Origin of the sequence: Bradyrhizobium sp. WU425, assembly GCF_021052305.1 — a bacterium.
Taxonomy (GTDB): Bacteria; Pseudomonadota; Alphaproteobacteria; order Rhizobiales; family Xanthobacteraceae; genus Bradyrhizobium; species Bradyrhizobium canariense_D.
Map to the genome: position 1 here is coordinate 2,796,768 of NZ_CP088089.1, position 15,732 is coordinate 2,812,499.

Annotated in this window: 14 protein-coding genes; 9 read left to right on the forward strand and 5 right to left on the reverse strand. The window is 63.6% G+C overall.

The window, feature by feature from the left end:
- Window positions 1-44 precede the first annotated feature (44 nt).
- Both BcanWU425_RS13325 and BcanWU425_RS13330 read left to right on the forward strand, forming a co-directional pair.
- Window positions 45-755 (forward strand): helix-turn-helix domain-containing protein, encoded by a 711-nt coding sequence (locus BcanWU425_RS13325; RefSeq protein ID WP_204511866.1) that lies wholly within the window; start codon window positions 45-47, stop codon window positions 753-755.
- A gap of 496 nt (window positions 756-1,251) precedes the next feature.
- Window positions 1,252-1,980: a Crp/Fnr family transcriptional regulator gene (locus BcanWU425_RS13330; RefSeq protein ID WP_018454810.1), complete on the forward strand. Its 729-nt coding sequence runs from the start codon at window positions 1,252-1,254 to the stop codon at window positions 1,978-1,980.
- On the opposite strand, the gene BcanWU425_RS13335 is transcribed toward BcanWU425_RS13330, so the two are convergent.
- Window positions 1,977-2,753: a cyclase family protein gene (locus BcanWU425_RS13335; protein ID WP_204511865.1), complete on the reverse strand. Its 777-nt coding sequence runs from the start codon at window positions 2,751-2,753 to the stop codon at window positions 1,977-1,979. The genes BcanWU425_RS13330 and BcanWU425_RS13335 overlap by 4 nt on opposite strands.
- 322 nt (window positions 2,754-3,075) lie before the next feature.
- Here BcanWU425_RS13335 and BcanWU425_RS13340 point away from each other — a divergent pair, with 322 nt between their 5' ends.
- The 4 genes from BcanWU425_RS13340 (at window position 3,076) to BcanWU425_RS13355 (ending at window position 6,795) form a co-directional block, all read left to right on the forward strand.
- Window positions 3,076-4,047: a TRAP transporter substrate-binding protein gene (locus tag BcanWU425_RS13340; RefSeq protein ID WP_085349491.1), complete on the forward strand. Its 972-nt coding sequence runs from the start codon at window positions 3,076-3,078 to the stop codon at window positions 4,045-4,047.
- Between the two features lie 86 nt (window positions 4,048-4,133).
- On the forward strand, window positions 4,134-4,682 hold the full coding sequence (locus tag BcanWU425_RS13345) for a TRAP transporter small permease (protein WP_204511864.1): 549 nt from the start codon (window positions 4,134-4,136) through the stop codon (window positions 4,680-4,682).
- On the forward strand, window positions 4,673-5,965 hold the full coding sequence (locus BcanWU425_RS13350; RefSeq protein ID WP_204511863.1) for a TRAP transporter large permease: 1,293 nt from the start codon (window positions 4,673-4,675) through the stop codon (window positions 5,963-5,965). Before BcanWU425_RS13345 ends, BcanWU425_RS13350 begins: the two co-directional genes overlap by 10 nt.
- A 23-nt stretch (window positions 5,966-5,988) precedes the next feature.
- Complete coding sequence (locus BcanWU425_RS13355) at window positions 5,989-6,795, forward strand: SDR family NAD(P)-dependent oxidoreductase (RefSeq protein WP_085360076.1); 807 nt, start codon at window positions 5,989-5,991, stop codon at window positions 6,793-6,795.
- A gap of 9 nt (window positions 6,796-6,804) precedes the next feature.
- Here BcanWU425_RS13355 and BcanWU425_RS13360 read toward each other — a convergent pair whose 3' ends face one another.
- The 4 genes from BcanWU425_RS13360 to BcanWU425_RS13375 are packed head-to-tail and all read right to left on the reverse strand — an operon-like array spanning window position 6,805 to window position 11,074.
- On the reverse strand, window positions 6,805-7,503 hold the full coding sequence (locus tag BcanWU425_RS13360) for a molybdate ABC transporter substrate-binding protein (RefSeq protein WP_204511862.1): 699 nt from the start codon (window positions 7,501-7,503) through the stop codon (window positions 6,805-6,807).
- Window positions 7,500-9,635, reverse strand: a complete 2,136-nt coding sequence (locus BcanWU425_RS13365; protein WP_231190517.1) for a xanthine dehydrogenase family protein molybdopterin-binding subunit — start codon at window positions 9,633-9,635, stop codon at window positions 7,500-7,502. The genes BcanWU425_RS13360 and BcanWU425_RS13365 overlap by 4 nt, the downstream gene beginning before the upstream one ends.
- Window positions 9,632-10,102, reverse strand: coding sequence for a (2Fe-2S)-binding protein (locus BcanWU425_RS13370; protein WP_085394637.1), 471 nt, complete (start codon window positions 10,100-10,102; stop codon window positions 9,632-9,634). Before BcanWU425_RS13370 ends, BcanWU425_RS13365 begins: the two co-directional genes overlap by 4 nt.
- Before the next feature lie 15 nt (window positions 10,103-10,117).
- The gene (locus BcanWU425_RS13375; RefSeq protein WP_198959230.1) at window positions 10,118-11,074 is read right to left on the reverse strand and encodes a tripartite tricarboxylate transporter substrate binding protein; all 957 of its coding nucleotides are present in this window, start codon (window positions 11,072-11,074) and stop codon (window positions 10,118-10,120) included.
- Window positions 11,075-11,326: 252 nt separating this feature from the next.
- On the opposite strand from BcanWU425_RS13375, the gene BcanWU425_RS13380 reads away from it, so the two are divergent.
- The 3 genes from BcanWU425_RS13380 (at window position 11,327) to BcanWU425_RS13390 (ending at window position 15,046) form a co-directional block, all read left to right on the forward strand.
- Window positions 11,327-13,417 carry a molybdopterin-dependent oxidoreductase gene (locus BcanWU425_RS13380; protein WP_231190519.1) on the forward strand — a complete coding sequence of 697 codons (2,091 nt, stop codon included), beginning with the start codon at window positions 11,327-11,329 and terminating at the stop codon, window positions 13,415-13,417.
- A 140-nt stretch (window positions 13,418-13,557) separates the two neighbouring features.
- Entirely contained in the window at window positions 13,558-14,340 is a 783-nt protein-coding gene (locus BcanWU425_RS13385; RefSeq protein WP_085394635.1) for an enoyl-CoA hydratase/isomerase family protein, read from the forward strand.
- 262 nt (window positions 14,341-14,602) lie between these two features.
- Entirely contained in the window at window positions 14,603-15,046 is a 444-nt protein-coding gene (locus BcanWU425_RS13390) for a cache domain-containing protein (RefSeq protein WP_231190521.1), read from the forward strand.
- Window positions 15,047-15,732 lie beyond the last annotated feature (686 nt).

The window sequence follows — 15,732 nt, forward strand, 5'->3', positions numbered from 1 at the left end:
GCGGCGGAATGGGCCTGATGGGCAGCCGGCGCTTGGAGCGGTCGATGAAGCCCGTGGGCACGATTGAGCCGAACTGGCAGCTCTGCAGCGATTGCGCCGTCCGCGCATCAGCGGTTTGCTCGTCGCTGGATGCGGTCGAGCTTCGGGAATTCGAGCATCTCGGTCGGCGCGTCCATTTTTCCTCAGGCGAGACTGTGTTCTCCGAGGAGGACATCACGACCTCGTTCTACAATCTTCTTGAGGGCGTCATGCGGCTGTATAAGCTGCTGCCCGACGGCCGCCGGCAGATCGTGGGCTTTGCCTTGCCCGGCGATTTCCTGGGGATGAATATTTCGGGCAGGCACAATTTTTCGGCCGATGCGATCGGCGCGGTGACGGTATGCCAGTTCGCGAAGTCACCCTTCGGCCGTTTCATCGAAGACCGGCCGCATCTCCTCAGGCGGATCAACGAGCTGGCGATTCGCGAGCTGAGCCAGGCCCGGGACCACATGGTCCTGCTCGGCCGCCGTTCGGCGGACGAAAAGGTTGCGGCCTTTCTGCTCGGCTGGCGCGAGCGGCTGGTCTCGCTGAAGCGGGCGTTGGACACGGTTCCGCTTCCAATGAGCCGCCAGGACATCGCCGACTACCTCGGCCTGACCATCGAGACCGTCAGCCGCACCTTCACCAAGCTGGAGCGCCACGGCGTGATCGAGATCATTCATGGCGGGATCAGCCTGCTCGAACGGGCGAAGGTCGAGGCCTTGGCCGCAGCCTGATTCCGACGCAGCGCGGCTCGATTTTGATCGGGATCAATGCATTCGGCCGGGTGCCCCGAATAATGCTCAAAACCACAGGGGAGAGCATCATGCCGGCTGACGCGTTGCTTATGAGCACCATTGTCGTGGCAATCTTTGTCACATTCGCCGGGGCCCTGGCCTGGGCAGACCGGCAAACCAGTGCAGCCCGGCCCGAGTCCGACGTCAAGCGTCGAAGCTTCTGAGATCACCCTCCCATCTTGCGGCGCCCGCGGGGCGGGCTATGCCGTGCGAGTTCGGGACAGTTGGCAGCGCCTCAACGCAAGGTGGCGTGCGGCACTTGCAACTCTGCATCGACTGGGACGCATTGGCTCCTCCTTCGGCTGCCGGCTTCACGCCTACCGCGGCATTTTCGCCGCGTTTGCCTCAAATAGGGCACATGCTTTCCGGTTGAAAAACTGGGCTACACTGACTACGCAGGGACCCCAGTGCCTCGCAGTCTTAGGAGCCCAGTGGCGTGCCTCAGGACAAGACCGGCGACGACCCCCGACAAGCGGCGGGGAATAAATTATCGGTCCTGCGCAAGCACCCGATCTTTGCGGATCTGGAGCCGGAGGCGCTGGATCAGCTCTGCCGTTACGCCAAGCACACCACGGTGAAGCGCGGCGCGACGATCGCTGCCAAGGGCGATCCCGGCAACAATCTGTTCGCGGTGATCACAGGGACGGTGAAGATTTCCTCTTCGTCGCCCGACGGCCGTAACGCCATTCTCAATCTGATCGGTCCCGGAGAGATCTTCGGCGAAATCGCGGTGCTCGACGGCGCCCCCAGGTCGGCCGATGCGACCGCCAACACCAATTGCGAGCTCTACATCATCGATCGCCGGGACTTCCTGCCGTTCGTGAAGAGCCAGCCGGCGCTCGCGATGAAATTCATCGAGCTGCTCTGCGCGCGACTGCGCTGGACCAGTCAGCAGGTCGAGCAGGTGATCCTGCAAAATCTGCCGGGCCGGCTTGCGAGCGCGCTGCTCGGCCTCACCGAAGAGCGCAAGTTCGACTCCGGCAGCGGCACGCTCGCCATCACGCAGCAGGAGATCAGCGAGATGGTGGGGATGACGCGCGAGAGCATCAACAAGCAATTGCGCGCCTGGGCGGGCCGCAACTGGGTTCGCCTCGAGCACGGCGCCATCGTCGTGCTCGACATTAATGCCTTGCGCGAACTCGCCGAGAGCGGGCTCGACAGCTAGCTGTCGATGATCGCGACGGCGCGGGTCCAGCCCGCGGAGGCCCGCTCGATCTTCACCGGAAAGCACGAGACGGTGAACCCGGTCGAAGGCAGCTGGTCGAGATTGTGCAGCTTCTCGAGGTGGCAATAGCCGATGTGCCGCCCCGCCTTGTGGCCCTCCCAGATCAGGCCGGCATCTTTCGTTTCGGCATATTTCTTCGCGGTGTGGACGAACGGTGCGTCCCAGCTCCAGCCGTCGGTGCCGGTCAGCCGCACGCCGCGTTCGAGCAGATACATGGTGGCCTCGTAGCCCATGCCGCAGCCTGAGCTGACATAGTCGGCTTGGCCGAACCTGGCGCCGGCACCGGTGTTGACGACGACGATCTCCAGCGGCGACAGCGCATGCCCGATCCGCCTCAACTCCTTCTCGACGTCGTCGGCGCTCGCCACATAGCCGTCGGGCAGATGCCGGAAGTCGAGCTTCACGCCGGGCTGAAAGCACCATTCCAGCGGGACCTCGTCGATCGTCCATGACCGCGCGCCGCGATTCATGGTTGGATGGAAGTGCCAGGGCGCATCGAGATGCGTGCCGTTATGGGTCGACAGCGAGACCTGCTCGACGGCCCAGCCCTGGCCGTCCGGCAGATCCTGTGCCGTGAGGCCGTCGAAGAACTGCAGCATCCGCGGCAGGCCCTGCTGGTGATCGATGTACTGGATCGTCGGGTGATTGCCCGGCGGATCCGCCGTCACGTCGTTTCTGAGCGGCACGGAGATGTCGATCAGCTTCCGCGGCATAGGCATTCCTCGGGATGTCCGTTTTGCTTCGCAGCATCTTGAGAGGACCGCACCGGCGGCGTCAAGCAACGCGCATGAACGCTTGCCGCGCCAGACGACATATGATTTCGGAAAAACTGGACGAGGAGCCGGCTGTCTGCCCAAAGCCGGTCTGATCCATCGATGCAACTCTAGCATTGATCGATGCCGGATTTGGCTTGGACAGAGAATGCCGCGCGCCCTAGGGACGACGATGGCGCTTGACTTCACACCGGAAGTGGAGCGACCCAAGGCGGCCCGCAGCATCTGCCCAACGATATAATCACCTCAGGAGGAAGCCCAGATGAAGATACTCACCGGCGTCATCGCAGCCGCTCTGCTGGCGGTCTCAGCCCCCTTGGCGACCGCACGCGATTTCCGTTCCGCCGACATCCATCCCGCCGATTATCCAACCGTCGAGGCCGTCAAGTTCATGGGCAAGCAGCTCGCCGCGGCGAGCGGCGGCAAGCTCGGCGTGAAGGTGTTCCCCAACGGTGCGCTGGGCTCCGAGAAGGACACCATCGAGCAGCTCAAGATCGGCGCCCTCGACATGATGCGGATCAACGCATCGCCCTTGAACAACTTCGTGCCGGAAACCATCGCGTTGTGCCTGCCCTTCATCTTCCGGGACACGCAGCACATGCGCACTGTCCTTGACGGCCCGATCGGCGACGAGATCCTGGCGGCCATGGCGCCCGCAGGCCTGATCGGCCTTGCATATTACGACAGCGGCGCCCGGTCCATTTACACCGTCAAGGCACCGATCAAGTCGCTCGCGGACGTCAAGGGTCTGAAAATTCGCGTCCAGCAATCCGATCTGTGGGTCGGCATGATCCAGAGCCTCGGGGCCAATCCGACCCCGATGCCCTATGGCGAGGTCTATACCGCTCTCAAGACCGGTCTGGTGGACGCTGCCGAGAACAACTGGCCCTCTTACGAGTCCTCGCGCCACTTCGAGGCCGCCAAGTTCTACAACGTCACCGAGCACTCCCTGGCGCCCGAAGTTCTCGTGATGTCCAAGACGGTCTGGGACACGCTGAGCAAGGAGGACCAGGCGATGGTCCGCAAGGCGGCCAAGGAATCGGTGCCCGTCATGCGCAAGCTCTGGGACGAACGCGAGCAGGCCTCCCGCAAGACGGTCGAAGCGGCCGGCGTTCAGGTCGTGACGATCGCCAACAAGGCGGAATTCGTCGACGCGATGAAGCCGGTGTACGACAAGTTCGCGGGTGACGAGAAGCTGAAGAGCCTCGTCAAGCGTATCCAGGACACGAAGTAAGGCCATAGCGTCGGTCCGGCGTTGCCGACTGGCGACGCCTGACCGACGCATTGGACGCGCGCAAGGAGACTTGCAAGGAGACTTGGATGACAGACCCTCACGTCGCAGACCACGAACTGGACGTAGCCGGACGCCCGTCCACCGGCTTGCTGTCCCGGATCAATGCTCCCGTCGCTCGGCTAGGGATGTACCTGTCGGTGACCGGGCTGCTCGTCATCGTCACCATCGTCTTCTACCAGGTGTTCGGACGTTACGTGCTCAATTCCAGCCCGACCTGGACGGAGAACCTTGCGTTGGTTCTTATCCTGTATGTCACGTTGATCGGCGCCGCCGTCGGCGTGCGCGATGCCGGGCATATCGGCATGGATAGCTTGCTGGTGATGCTGCCGGATCGCGCGCGGGAGAAGATCGAGCTTGTCATCCACGTCCTGGTCGCCGGCTTCGGCGTCGCGATGGCCTATAACGGCTGGATCCTCGGAGCGTCGGTCGGAACCGTGAAGATCCCCAATCTCGGGCTGCCCGAAGTCATCCGCTACGTGCCGCTGGTCGCCTCCGGCGTCCTGATCGTCTCCTTTTCAATCGAGCACATCATCGCTCTCCTGCGCGGCGAAGAGGTCGTCCCCTCATGGAACTGATCATCCTCGGCGCCACTTTCTTCGGCTTCCTGGTCCTCGGCGTCCCGGTCGCCTTCGCGATCGGCCTCTCGGCGATTTGCACCATCCTCTACGAAGGCCTGCCGGTCGCGGTCATCTTCCAGCAGATGATGTCCGGGATGAACATCTTCTCCTTCCTCGCCATCCCGTTCTTCGTCTTCAGCGGTGAGCTGATGCTGCATGGCGGCGTCGCCGACAAGATCGTGCAGCTTGCCAAGAATCTCGTCGGACACATCCGCGGCGGGCTCGGCATGTCGAACGTGGTCGCCTGCACGCTGTTCGGCGGCGTGTCCGGCTCGCCCGTGGCCGACGTGTCGGCGATGGGGGCCGTGATGATCCCCATGATGAAGAAGGAAGGTTTCGACACCGACTACGCCGTCAACGTCACCACCCATGCCTCGCTGGTCGGAGCGCTGATGCCGACCAGCCACAACATGATCATCTATGCGCTCGCCGCCGGCGGCAAGGTCTCGATCGGCGCGCTGATCGCCGCCGGGCTCCTGCCGGCCCTGGTGCTGATGGTGTGCATGCTGGTCGCCGCTTACGCGGTCGCGGTGAAGCGAGGCTATCCGGCCGGCAAGTTCCCGGGCTGGCCCGCGGTTTTTCGCTCGCTCGCAGCCGCTCTGCCCGGCCTTCTGATCGTCGGCATCATCCTGGCGGGCATCCTGTCCGGCGTGTTCACGGCCACCGAATCCGCGGCCGTCGCGGTCACCTATACGATCCTGCTGACGTTCTTCATCTACCGTACCATGACGTTGCCGAACTTCCTGCGCGCCGCGGCCAAGGCGGTGAAGACCACAGGCGTGGTGCTGCTGCTGATCGGCGTCTCCACCATGTTCCAGTATCTGATGGGACTTTACGAGGTGGCCGACTTCGCCGGCGATATGATGAGCAAGGTCTCGACGCAGCCCTGGGTCATCTTCCTGCTCATCAACGTCATCCTGTTCGTGCTGGGCACTTTCATGGACATGGCGGCGACCATCCTGATCTGCACGCCCATCTTCCTGCCGATCGCGATGAAGGCGGGCATGGACCCGGTGCAGTTCGGCATGCTGATGCTCATCAACTGCGCGCTCGGGCTGAACACCCCGCCGGTCGGGACCACGCAGTTCGTGGGCTGCGCCATCGGCGGCATCTCGGTGGGCGCGGTGATGCGCACCATCCTGCCGTTCTACGCCGCCCTGATCGCAGCTCTGATGTTCGTGACCTACGTCCCCGCCTTCTCGCTGTGGCTGCCCCGCCTGTTGATGGGCTACAAGGGATAGCAGCAATACAGGAGAATCTATCCGTGACTGACTATCGCAAGCTCTTCGATCTCACCGGCAAGACGGCCGTGGTGCTCGGCGCGGCCTCGGGCATCGGCAAGTCGTCGGCCGAGGCGCTGGCCGGGCTCGGCGCCCGTGTCGTCTGCGCCGATCGCGCGATTGACGCCGCCGAAGCAACTGCCGCCGGCATTCGTGAGAAGGGCGGCTGGGCCGAGGCGGCTGCGTGTGACGCCGCGAGCGCTGCGGACGTCAATGCGCTGGCCAAGACCGTGATGCAGAAATTTTCGCGCCTCGACATCGCGGTGACGACGCCCGGGCTCAACATCCGCAAGACCATCCTCGATTACACCGAGGAGGATCTCGACCGCGTCCTCAACCTCAACATCAAGGGCACGGTCTGGTTCTTCCAGGCCTTCGGTCGCATCATGGTCGAGCAGAAGGGCGGCAGCATCATCGCTTGCTCCTCAGTGCGGGCGGTGACCATCGAGCCGGGCCTCGGCGTCTACGGCTCGACCAAGGCGGCCATCGGCCTGCTGGTGAAGGGCTTTGCCTCCGAGGTTGGGCGCTCCGGCGTGCGCGTTAACGCGATCGCGCCGAGCATCGCCGAGACCGCGCTGACCGGCCCGTTCAAGCAGCGTCCCGACATCTACAATCTCTACGCCGGCCACACCGTGTTCAACCGCTGGAGCAGCGCCGACGAGGTCGCGACCGCCGTCGCCTATCTCGCCTCGGACGCCGCGAGCTATGTCAGCGGCAGCACGCTGTTCGTCGATGGCGGCTGGACTGCCGTCGACGGGCCGCCGACCGGCCTCACCCAGTTGCACACGTAGGGCGCTTACCTACCCGGTGAAGCCGGCGCGCTGGCGCAGGTCCTTGCGGTCTGCGCCGGTCAGCAACGCGATCAGCGCGGCCGCCTCTTGCGGATGTGCGGCCCGCGTGGTCACGCCGGCCGTGTACATCGTCACGAGCTCGCAGCCCGGCGGCAGCGCTCCTGACAGTGCGATGCCGTCGGTCGCGATAATCTCGGTAGCCTGGGTGCAGCCGATCGGATGCGCGGCGGTGGATGCCGCAAGCTCCCGCATCGCGGTCGCGCCGTTCGGAAAGATCTTCAGGCGCGAGGCGACCTCGTAGGCGATGCCCAGCTGATCCAGCACTTTTGCGACGTGCTGTCCGGCGGTCGAGGCTTTCGTGTCCGGGACGTAGATCGCATCGGCGCTTCGCAGCACCTCGCGCAGGTCAGTTTCGGTCGTCACCGTCACCTTGGGATCGCGGCTACGGACCGCGAGCGCGGTCTCGACCCGTCCGATATCCGAAATCGAGGAGGGGACGACGAGCGTCTCTTCGGCAAGATTTGCAAGCAGCGCCTGCGTCAGGATCACCAGATCGGCCGCCGTTCCGGCGCGCAGCTTGTCGGCCATGATGCCGACCGCGCCGAACTCGCCGTCGATGCCGAAGCCGGTCTGCGTCTTGAAGGGATCGCTGAGGCCGCGCACCAGGCCTTGCGCCGCGCCTCCGCTCAAAATGCTCACTGTCGTCACGAGGCCTGTTCCATGGCTGCAATGATCTTGTGGCGGGTGATCGGCAGGTCGCGCACGCGCACGCCGAGGCAATCGTAAACGGCATTTGCGATCGCCGCCGTCACCGGGCCGTGGGCAGCCTCGCCGGCGCCGACCGGCTCGATCTCCGGCCGCTGCACGATCTCGACATCCACCATTGGCACCTCGCTGAAGGTGAGGATCGGATAGTCGGTCCAGGACGTCGATGTGACGCGCGTGCGGTCGAAGCGGACGCGCTCCTTCAGCACCCAGCTCGTCGCTTGGATTGCGCCGCCCTCGATTTGGTTGATGACGCCGTCCGGGTTGATGGCCTCGCCGACATCGACCGCCAGCGTCAGCCGCTTGACGCGGATGTCTTCAGTGCCTTCGATCTCCGCAATCGCGGCGCAATAGGCCCCCATGTTCTTGTAGCGCGCGAAGCCGACGCCATGACCGATGCCGGACTTCTTTTGCGGTTTCCACTGCGCGCGTCGTGCCGCGGCCCGGATGACGTCCTTTGCGCGTTCGTCGCGCAGATGACGCAGGCGGAACGCGATCGGGTCTTCGCCGCGCAGGGCAGCGATCTCGTCGAGCAGGGACTCGATGGCGAACACATTGCCTTGTCCGCCGAGTGTGCGCAGCGCCGAGGTCCGCACCGGCATCGTCAGCAGCCGGTGGCTCGTGACCGTCCAGGACGGGAGGTCGTAGAGCGGAACGGAGTTGCGGTCGCCGCCGCCGCCATTGGCTGGGGGCGGATTGGTCGAGACCATGCGCGGGTAGGGGTTCGTAATCTCGGTTGCGGCGAGCAGCGCGGGCTGCGCCGCGCGCCCCGGCCGCGCCGCGTGGCCGTTGCTCCAGATCGCATGGCGCCAGCCGACGATCTCGTTGTCCGCGTCGAGATCGACCTCGATCTCGATCGCCATCGCCGCGCCAAACGGTGCGTGGGACATCTCGTCGTGGCGTGACCACTGCACCCGCACCGGACGGCCGCCGGCCCGTTTCGCCAGCAGCACGGCATCGAGCGCGACGTCGTCGGCGGCATTGTGTCCGTAGCAGCCCGCGCCTTCCATGTGCTCGACCACGATGTTTTCTGCCGGCAGCTCGAGCACGATCGCAAGATCAGCGCGCAGCAGGTAGACGCCTTGGCTGTGGGTCCAGACGTGGACGCGATCGCCGTTCCATTGGGCCATCGCACAGGACGGTGCGATCGAAGCGTGCGCGATGTAGGGACGGATGTATTGCCGGCGGAGGGTGCGAGCAGCCTCCTTTATCGTTGCCGCAGTCGTCCGGACATCGATCACGGTGGTCTCGACCGGCTGGCTCTTCAAGAACCCGGCCAGATCATTTTCATCGGGCAGCGGCTCGCCGGCCGACCATGTCCCGCCCTTGCGCAAGGCTTTCAGCGCGGCTTCCGCCGCTGCCTCGCTGTCGGCGACCACGCCGGAAAAACCGCCATCGCGGACGATCGCGACGAGGCCGGGAACGGCTCTCGCCGCCGTCTCGTCGAGCGCGATCAGCCTGGCGCCCGAGATGTCCGGCCGCAGCACGCGTCCGTGCAGCAAGTCCGGCAGCGGACAGTCATGGATAAAGCGCGCCCGTGCCAACACCTTGTCGGGAATGTCGAAACGCTGGACCGAATGTCCGGCCACAGTGCGCTTGGCGACAATCTTCGCCGTCGCGCCCGCATTGGCGTCGCGGTCGAGCGAAACGTCGCCGGCCAACTCCCAATAGCTGGTCCTGACATTGCCGGGGCCCGAGATCGTGCCGTCATCGATCTCGAGCAGCGATGCATCGACACCGAGACGTTCGGATGCCGCGGCGAGGAAGCGCTGGCGCACCTCGGCACAGGCGTGGCGCAGCGCGCGGCCCGACTGCTGGATCGAAAGGCTGCCCGAGGTGACGCCCTCGTTCGGGCTTGCCGCCGTGGAGGCGCGGATCATCTCGATGCGACCAATATCGACGTCGAGCTCGTCGGCTGCGATCTGCGCCAGGGCCGTGACGATGCCCTGTCCGATCTCGACCTTGCCGGGCGAGATCGCCACACGGCCCTCGCTGATGAGCTTCACCCAGGATGACAGCTTGGGATTGGCCGCAAGGCTGACCGGCAGTGTCGGGGCAGGGGACGGCACACTCATGATGTCGCCATCTCCGCGGCCGCCCGCAACACGGCGCGGACCATGCGGTTGTGCGATCCGCAGCGGCACAGATTGCGATCGAGCGCGGCTCTCACCTCGGCCTCCGTCGGCGACGGATTGCGCTTCAGCAGCGCCGCCGCGCTGATCAGGATTCCCGATACGCAATAGCCGCATTGCATCGCCTGCTCGGAGATAAAGGCGCGTTGCAGCGGATGCGGTTGCTCCGCGGTGCCGAGGCCTTCCACCGTGACGACCTCCTTGTTGGCGACCGACCACATCGGCATGTCGCAGGAGGCCATCGCGCGATCACCGACCATGACATGGCAAGCGCCGCACTCGCCGGCCCCGCAGCCGAAATGCGGACTTGTGACGCCGAGCCGGCCGCGCAGCACATCCAGCAGCGTCTGATCCGGATCGGTCTCGACGGCCGTCGCCGTGCCGTTGAGCTGGAACTGAATGGTCGGCATTGTCGCGCTACGGCCTCAGGACTTGTCGAACTTCTTGACGACGTCCGCCCATTTCTCGATGTCGCCGCGCAGGAATTTGTCGAATTGCTCCGGCGTCATCGACATGGGCACCGCGCCCTGCGCAGTCCAGAGCTTGACGATGTCGGGACGCTTCACCATTGCGTTCACGGCGGCATTGAGCTTGTCGATCACGGGTTTCGGCGTGCCGGCCGGAGCCATCAGGCCGAGCCAGATCGTGGCTTCATAGCCTGCGACACCCGCCTCGATCGCTGTCGGCACATTCGGCAGCACGGCTGAGCGCTGCTTGCCGGTGGTCGCGAGCGCGCGGACCTGATTCTCGCCGATGTTCGGCGCCATTGCCGGCACCGCATCGATCATCATCTGCACCTGCCCGCCGATCACGCCACTGCGGGCCTCGCCACTGTTGCGGTAGGGGACATGGACGAGATCGATGCCGGCCATCGCTTTGAACAGCTCGCCGGCCATGTGATAGGGCGTGCCCTGGCCGGAGGAGGCGTAGTTCAATTTGCCCGGCTGCGACTTGGCGAGCGCGACGAACTCCTGCAGCGTCTTCGCTGCGACTTGCGGGTTCACCACGATGACGAGATCGGAAGAGTTCACCGGTGCGATCGGCGCGAGGTCGCGCATCAGCTCGTATTTGCGCTTGTCCGGCGTCAACAGCGATTCGTTCGCGGTCTGCGTGTTGGACATCATCAACAGCGTGTAGCCGTCGGCGGGCGACTTCGCCGCTTCGACCGTGCCGATGACGCCGCCGGCGCCGGTGCGGTTCTCGATCACGAAGGGCTGGCCAAAACTCTCCTGGAGCGCATTGCCGATCTGCCGGGCCGCGACATCGGCCGGTCCGCCGGCGCCGAAGGGCACGACGATCCGGACCGCGTGGTTGGGATAGTCCTGCGCCAGGGACGGGGCTGCGGAGCATGCGCTGAGCAGGCCGGCGGCCAGCGCCAGCATGAATTGTCGGGCCGTCACACCCACCTCCCTGATGTCGTTCTTGTTGGTAAGCACTGTAGCGGCAGGGGAGGCGGACTGTCGACGCCTCACAAGGCCGATGGTGCCTGGAATATCCGACGGTTTTCGGTGTGGCGGCGCCGCTCTTCGCGGTCGCGGCAGGAACCGGCGGCGCACGCGGTCTGAGCAAATCGCATGGGCGTTGCCGGATAAATACCCTCGGCTGACAGGTATTTTGGTGTTACCAAATTGGACATGAACCAGCACGCCAAGATCGAAATCCACCATTCGACCTGTCCGCATGATTGCCCGTCGGCCTGTGCCCTCGACATCGAGGTGGTCGAGGGGCGCAGCATCGGTCGTGTCCGCGGTTCGAAAAAGCAGACCTATACGGCCGGCGTGGTCTGCGCCAAGGTCGCCCGTTATGCCGAGCGCATCCATCACCCCGATCGGGTGACCTATCCGATGCGCCGCACCGGGCCGAAGGGCTCCGGTCAGTTCGCGCGGATCAGCTGGGACGAGGCGCTGGACGAGATTGCGGATCGCTTCAACCAGGCCGAGCGCGAATTCGGCGCGCAATCGGTCTGGCCCTATTATTACGCCGGCACAATGGGGCTGGTGATGCGCGACGGTCTCAACCGCCTCACCCATGTGAAGAAATATTCGCGGTTCTATCAGACCATCTGCGCCAATGTCGGCCGCATTGGGTTCGCGATCGGCACCGGCAAGATCGCCGGCGTCGATCCGCGCGAGATGGCGCTGTCCGACCTGGTGGTGATCTGGGGCACCAACCCCGTCAACACGCAGGTCAACGTGATGACGCACGCCGCCCGTGCGCGGAAGGAACGTGGCGCCAGGATCGCGGCCGTCGACATCTACGACAACGAGACCATGAAGCAGGCGGATATCAAGATCATCCTGCGGCCCGGCACCGATGGCGCGTTCGCCTGCGGCGTGATGCATGTCCTGTTCCGCGACGGCTATGCCGATCGCGCCTATATGGACAAGTACACCGATTGCCCTGATGAGCTCGAGGCGCATCTGAAGACGCGCACGCCCGAATGGGCGTCGGCGATCTCGGGCGTGCCGGTGGCGGAGATCGAGGCTTTTGCCAGACTGGTCGGCGAGACCAAGCGGACCTTCTTCCGGCTCGGCTACGGCTTCACCCGCTCGCGCAACGGCGCGGCGCAGATGCATGCTGCAAACTGCATTCCCGCGGTGACCGGCGCCTGGCAATATGAAGGCGGCGGCGCCTTCTTCAACAATTACGCGCTGTGGCACTTCAACGAATCCATCATCGAAGGTCACGACGCCATCGATCCAACCATCCGCGCGCTTGACCAGTCGCAGATCGGCCGCATCCTCACCGGCGATTCCAAGGCTCTGCACGGCAAGGGTCCGGTCAAGGCGCTGCTGATCCAGAACACAAACCCGATGACGGTGGCACCGGAACAGGCACTGGTGCGGCAGGGGTTTGCGCGCGAGGATCTGTTCGTCGCGGTGCACGAGCAGTTCATGACCGAGACGGCCGAGATGGCCGACATCGTGCTGCCGGCGACGATGTTCATGGAGCATGACGATCTCTATTACGGTGGCGGGCACCAGCACATCTCGGTCGGCCCGAAGCTGATCGACCCGCCCGGCGAGTGCCGCTCCAACCACGAGGTCTTGCAGGCGCTGGCGCCGCGGCTTGGCGCCAGGCATCCAGGGTTCGAGCTGACGCCGCGTGAGTTGATCGACGCGACGCTGAAGCTGAGCGACCACGGCGACATTGCCGGCCTCGAAGCCGATCTCTGGCGCGACCTGCAGCCGGATTTCCGCACCTCGCATTATCTCGACGGATTCGCCCACGCCGACAGGAAATTCCATTTCAAGGCTGATTGGGCGCATCCGCCGTTCGGCCAGACGATGGGTGACTTCGACAAGATGCCGTCGCTGCCGGACCATTGGGCGGTGATCGAGCATTCCGACCAGGCCCATCCGTTCCGGCTTGCCACGAGCCCGTCGCGCAGCTTCCTCAACACCACCTTCAACGAGACCCCGTCCTCCCAGGCGCGTGAGGGCAAGGCGAGCGTGATGATCCATCCCCTGGATGCGGCCGCGCTCGACATCGCCCATGGCGACGCCGTGACGCTCGGCAACATCCGCGGCGAGACAACGCTGATCGCCACGCTGTTCGAGGGCGTGCGCCGCGGCGTGCTGATCGCGGAGTCCGTTCATCCCAACAAGAACCATATCGGTAACCGCGGCATCAACATGCTGACGGGCGCGGACACGATCGCGCCGATCGGCGGCGCCGCTTTCCACGACAACAAGGTCTGGATCAGGAAAGCGGTGGCGGCCTGATCCGCAACAGGCGCTTCGATCGCGTTACAAGTTTGTGTCGAGACGCTAAAGCGGCGCCGCGCCGCAAATTGCCCTTGCACCTTTGGCCCGAGCTGCCGCAAATGGCTGCAAAACGGAGAGCCCAAGGAAGCGAGCGCGCCATGACCGACACCACAGCCGTGATCACCGAGAAGCGCGGGCAGGCGCTCTGGATCACCATCAACCGGCCCGAGAAACGCAATGCGCTGAATGGCGAGGTGATCGCCGGCATCACGCGCGGCTATCGCGACGCGCATGACGACAAGGATGTCCGAATCATCGTGCTGACGGGCGCTGGCAACAAGGCGTTCTGCGCCGGCGCGGATCTGCAGAACTCCGGCGCGGCCTTCGCGATGGATCATTCGAAGCCGAATGTCGACTATGCCGATCTGCTGCGCTTGTCGCAGAACGCGACCAAGCCCGCGATTGCGCGCCTCAGCGGCGTCTGCATGGCAGGCGGCATGGGCCTGCTCTGCATGACCGACATGGCCGTCGCCGCCGATCACGTCATCTTCGGCCTGCCGGAGGTGAAGGTCGGCGTGTTCCCGATGCAGGTGTTGAGCCTGTTGCAGTCGATCGCGCCACCGCGCCTCGTCAACGAATGGGCGTTGACCGGCGAGCCGTTCGACGCGAAAGCGGCATTGGCAGCAGGCCTGCTGAACTACGTCGTGCCCACGGCCGAGCTGGATGCCAAGGTCGACTGGCTGATCGGCCGCATCGTCGACAAATCCCCGACCGCGATCCGTCGCGGCAAATACGCGATGCGCGCCATCGCCTCGATGTCGTTCGACGAGAGCATCGCCTACACCGAAAGCCAGATCGCGCTGCTCGCCATGACCGAGGATGCCAAGGAAGGGCTGAAAGCGTTCAGCGAGAAGCGCAAACCAGTGTGGACGGGAAAATAGGCGATTCTTTCAGCGTATTCATCGGTTCTGCCATAGGCCGACGTGCCTTTATTCCGACGGGAGATTGGCGTTTAGCCGGATAAGGAGAGATCTTGTCCGCTCTTCGCGACGCTTTTTTGTGGCAATGATCAACTGCCTGGCCGTACGCTTGGCGTAGGTTGGCAGTTGGCGCCTTCTCGCTTGTTTTCGGCGGTAGCCTAAGCATACCAACCAACTGTGCACGTGGAGCAATGCTGTTCAGCAACCAGGCGGGGAGAATATTGTGCTCGGCAATTTGCGAATCCACTCTAAGCTTTTGCTCATGCTAGGTTTGTCGGTTGGCGGCATATTCGCTGTTGCGGGTGTCGGTCTATCGGCCCTTAGAAGCAATCTGATCGAAGATCGTAAAACGGAAGTACGCGAATTGGTTCGTCTGGCTCGCCAAGTCATCGATCTTCACTACCAAGCGGCGATTAAAGATGGTCTTTCCGAAGCCGAGACATTGGCTCGTAGCAAGGCATTGCTTCGTACCATCCGGTTCGGAAGAGAGGACTATCTTTACGCGCTCGATCCGGATGGCACTGTGCAGGTCAGCCCGGTCGCCGGCGTTGAGAGTCAGAGCTTAATGAACGTAAAGGACGTGGACGGCGTCTTCTTCGCCCGTCGGCAAATCCAGTTGGCTGTATCGCGAGCCAAATTCCATCCATTTTCTGGAGCTGGTAACTGAGCGATGGCCTTGTCGCTGAGAGTAATGCGGATGTCGGTCATGAGGGCGGACGAGAACTGCTAAAACGGCTTTCAAACGGTTTTGGCGAACTGAGGTGTTTGAAGGTGAGGGTTCGCTGGACTGCGAAGCTATGCGACAAGCCCCTAAAAAAAGGTCTTCTTGGACGTTGTCGTAGTGTGGCGGAGATTCAGAAATCGTAGAGAGGCGCCGGTTTTGAACTCTTAATCAGCGGGTCTTGAGCCTGAAAGCTGACCACCGATTGACCACCGAAACCCCGTGAACAACGGCGATAATGGTGGCCAATCGCGAGCAAAGTTCACTGTTTATGTTGATCTTTTCGCTTGCTACTTGCGTTGGGGTCGCAGGTTCGCTCGCGATTTATAATTCGCCTGTAAGCGATTGATCTACATAGGCCCTTTAAGCGACGATCTTACAAGTAAGTAACTGTTTTTTATTCATAAAAGATGAGGCCCTTAATCAGCGGCCCGTCGGAATCGTGATTTTGCGTTGGCGCGTCGCGTGCGTGGACCGAGTAAGAACGGCGGCTTCTGGCAGGCTATCAAGGCACGAGGTCGGGAGTTAAACCGCCCTCCGGTAAGAGAACATCGCCACCACAATAGTCGGTTGAGCCATGTAGCGGTCTAGGAACTCGAACCCCCGATAAGCGATCCTGGTGCGCTCCATAA

What these genes read in the sequence shown, in the direction of transcription:
- BcanWU425_RS13325 (WP_204511866.1), top strand. Translation starts at nt 45, where the DNA reads ATGAAGCCCGTGGGCACGATTGAGCCGAACTGGCAGCTCTGCAGCGAT.
- BcanWU425_RS13335 (WP_204511865.1), bottom strand. Translation starts at nt 2,753, where the DNA reads ATGCCGCGGAAGCTGATCGACATCTCCGTGCCGCTCAGAAACGACGTG.
- BcanWU425_RS13340 (WP_085349491.1), top strand. Translation starts at nt 3,076, where the DNA reads ATGAAGATACTCACCGGCGTCATCGCAGCCGCTCTGCTGGCGGTCTCA.
- BcanWU425_RS13345 (WP_204511864.1), top strand. Translation starts at nt 4,134, where the DNA reads ATGACAGACCCTCACGTCGCAGACCACGAACTGGACGTAGCCGGACGC.
- BcanWU425_RS13350 (WP_204511863.1), top strand. Translation starts at nt 4,673, where the DNA reads ATGGAACTGATCATCCTCGGCGCCACTTTCTTCGGCTTCCTGGTCCTC.
- BcanWU425_RS13365 (WP_231190517.1), bottom strand. Translation starts at nt 9,635, where the DNA reads ATGAGTGTGCCGTCCCCTGCCCCGACACTGCCGGTCAGCCTTGCGGCC.
- BcanWU425_RS13370 (WP_085394637.1), bottom strand. Translation starts at nt 10,102, where the DNA reads ATGCCGACCATTCAGTTCCAGCTCAACGGCACGGCGACGGCCGTCGAG.
- BcanWU425_RS13375 (WP_198959230.1), bottom strand. Translation starts at nt 11,074, where the DNA reads ATGCTGGCGCTGGCCGCCGGCCTGCTCAGCGCATGCTCCGCAGCCCCG.
- BcanWU425_RS13380 (WP_231190519.1), top strand. Translation starts at nt 11,327, where the DNA reads ATGAACCAGCACGCCAAGATCGAAATCCACCATTCGACCTGTCCGCAT.
- BcanWU425_RS13385 (WP_085394635.1), top strand. Translation starts at nt 13,558, where the DNA reads ATGACCGACACCACAGCCGTGATCACCGAGAAGCGCGGGCAGGCGCTC.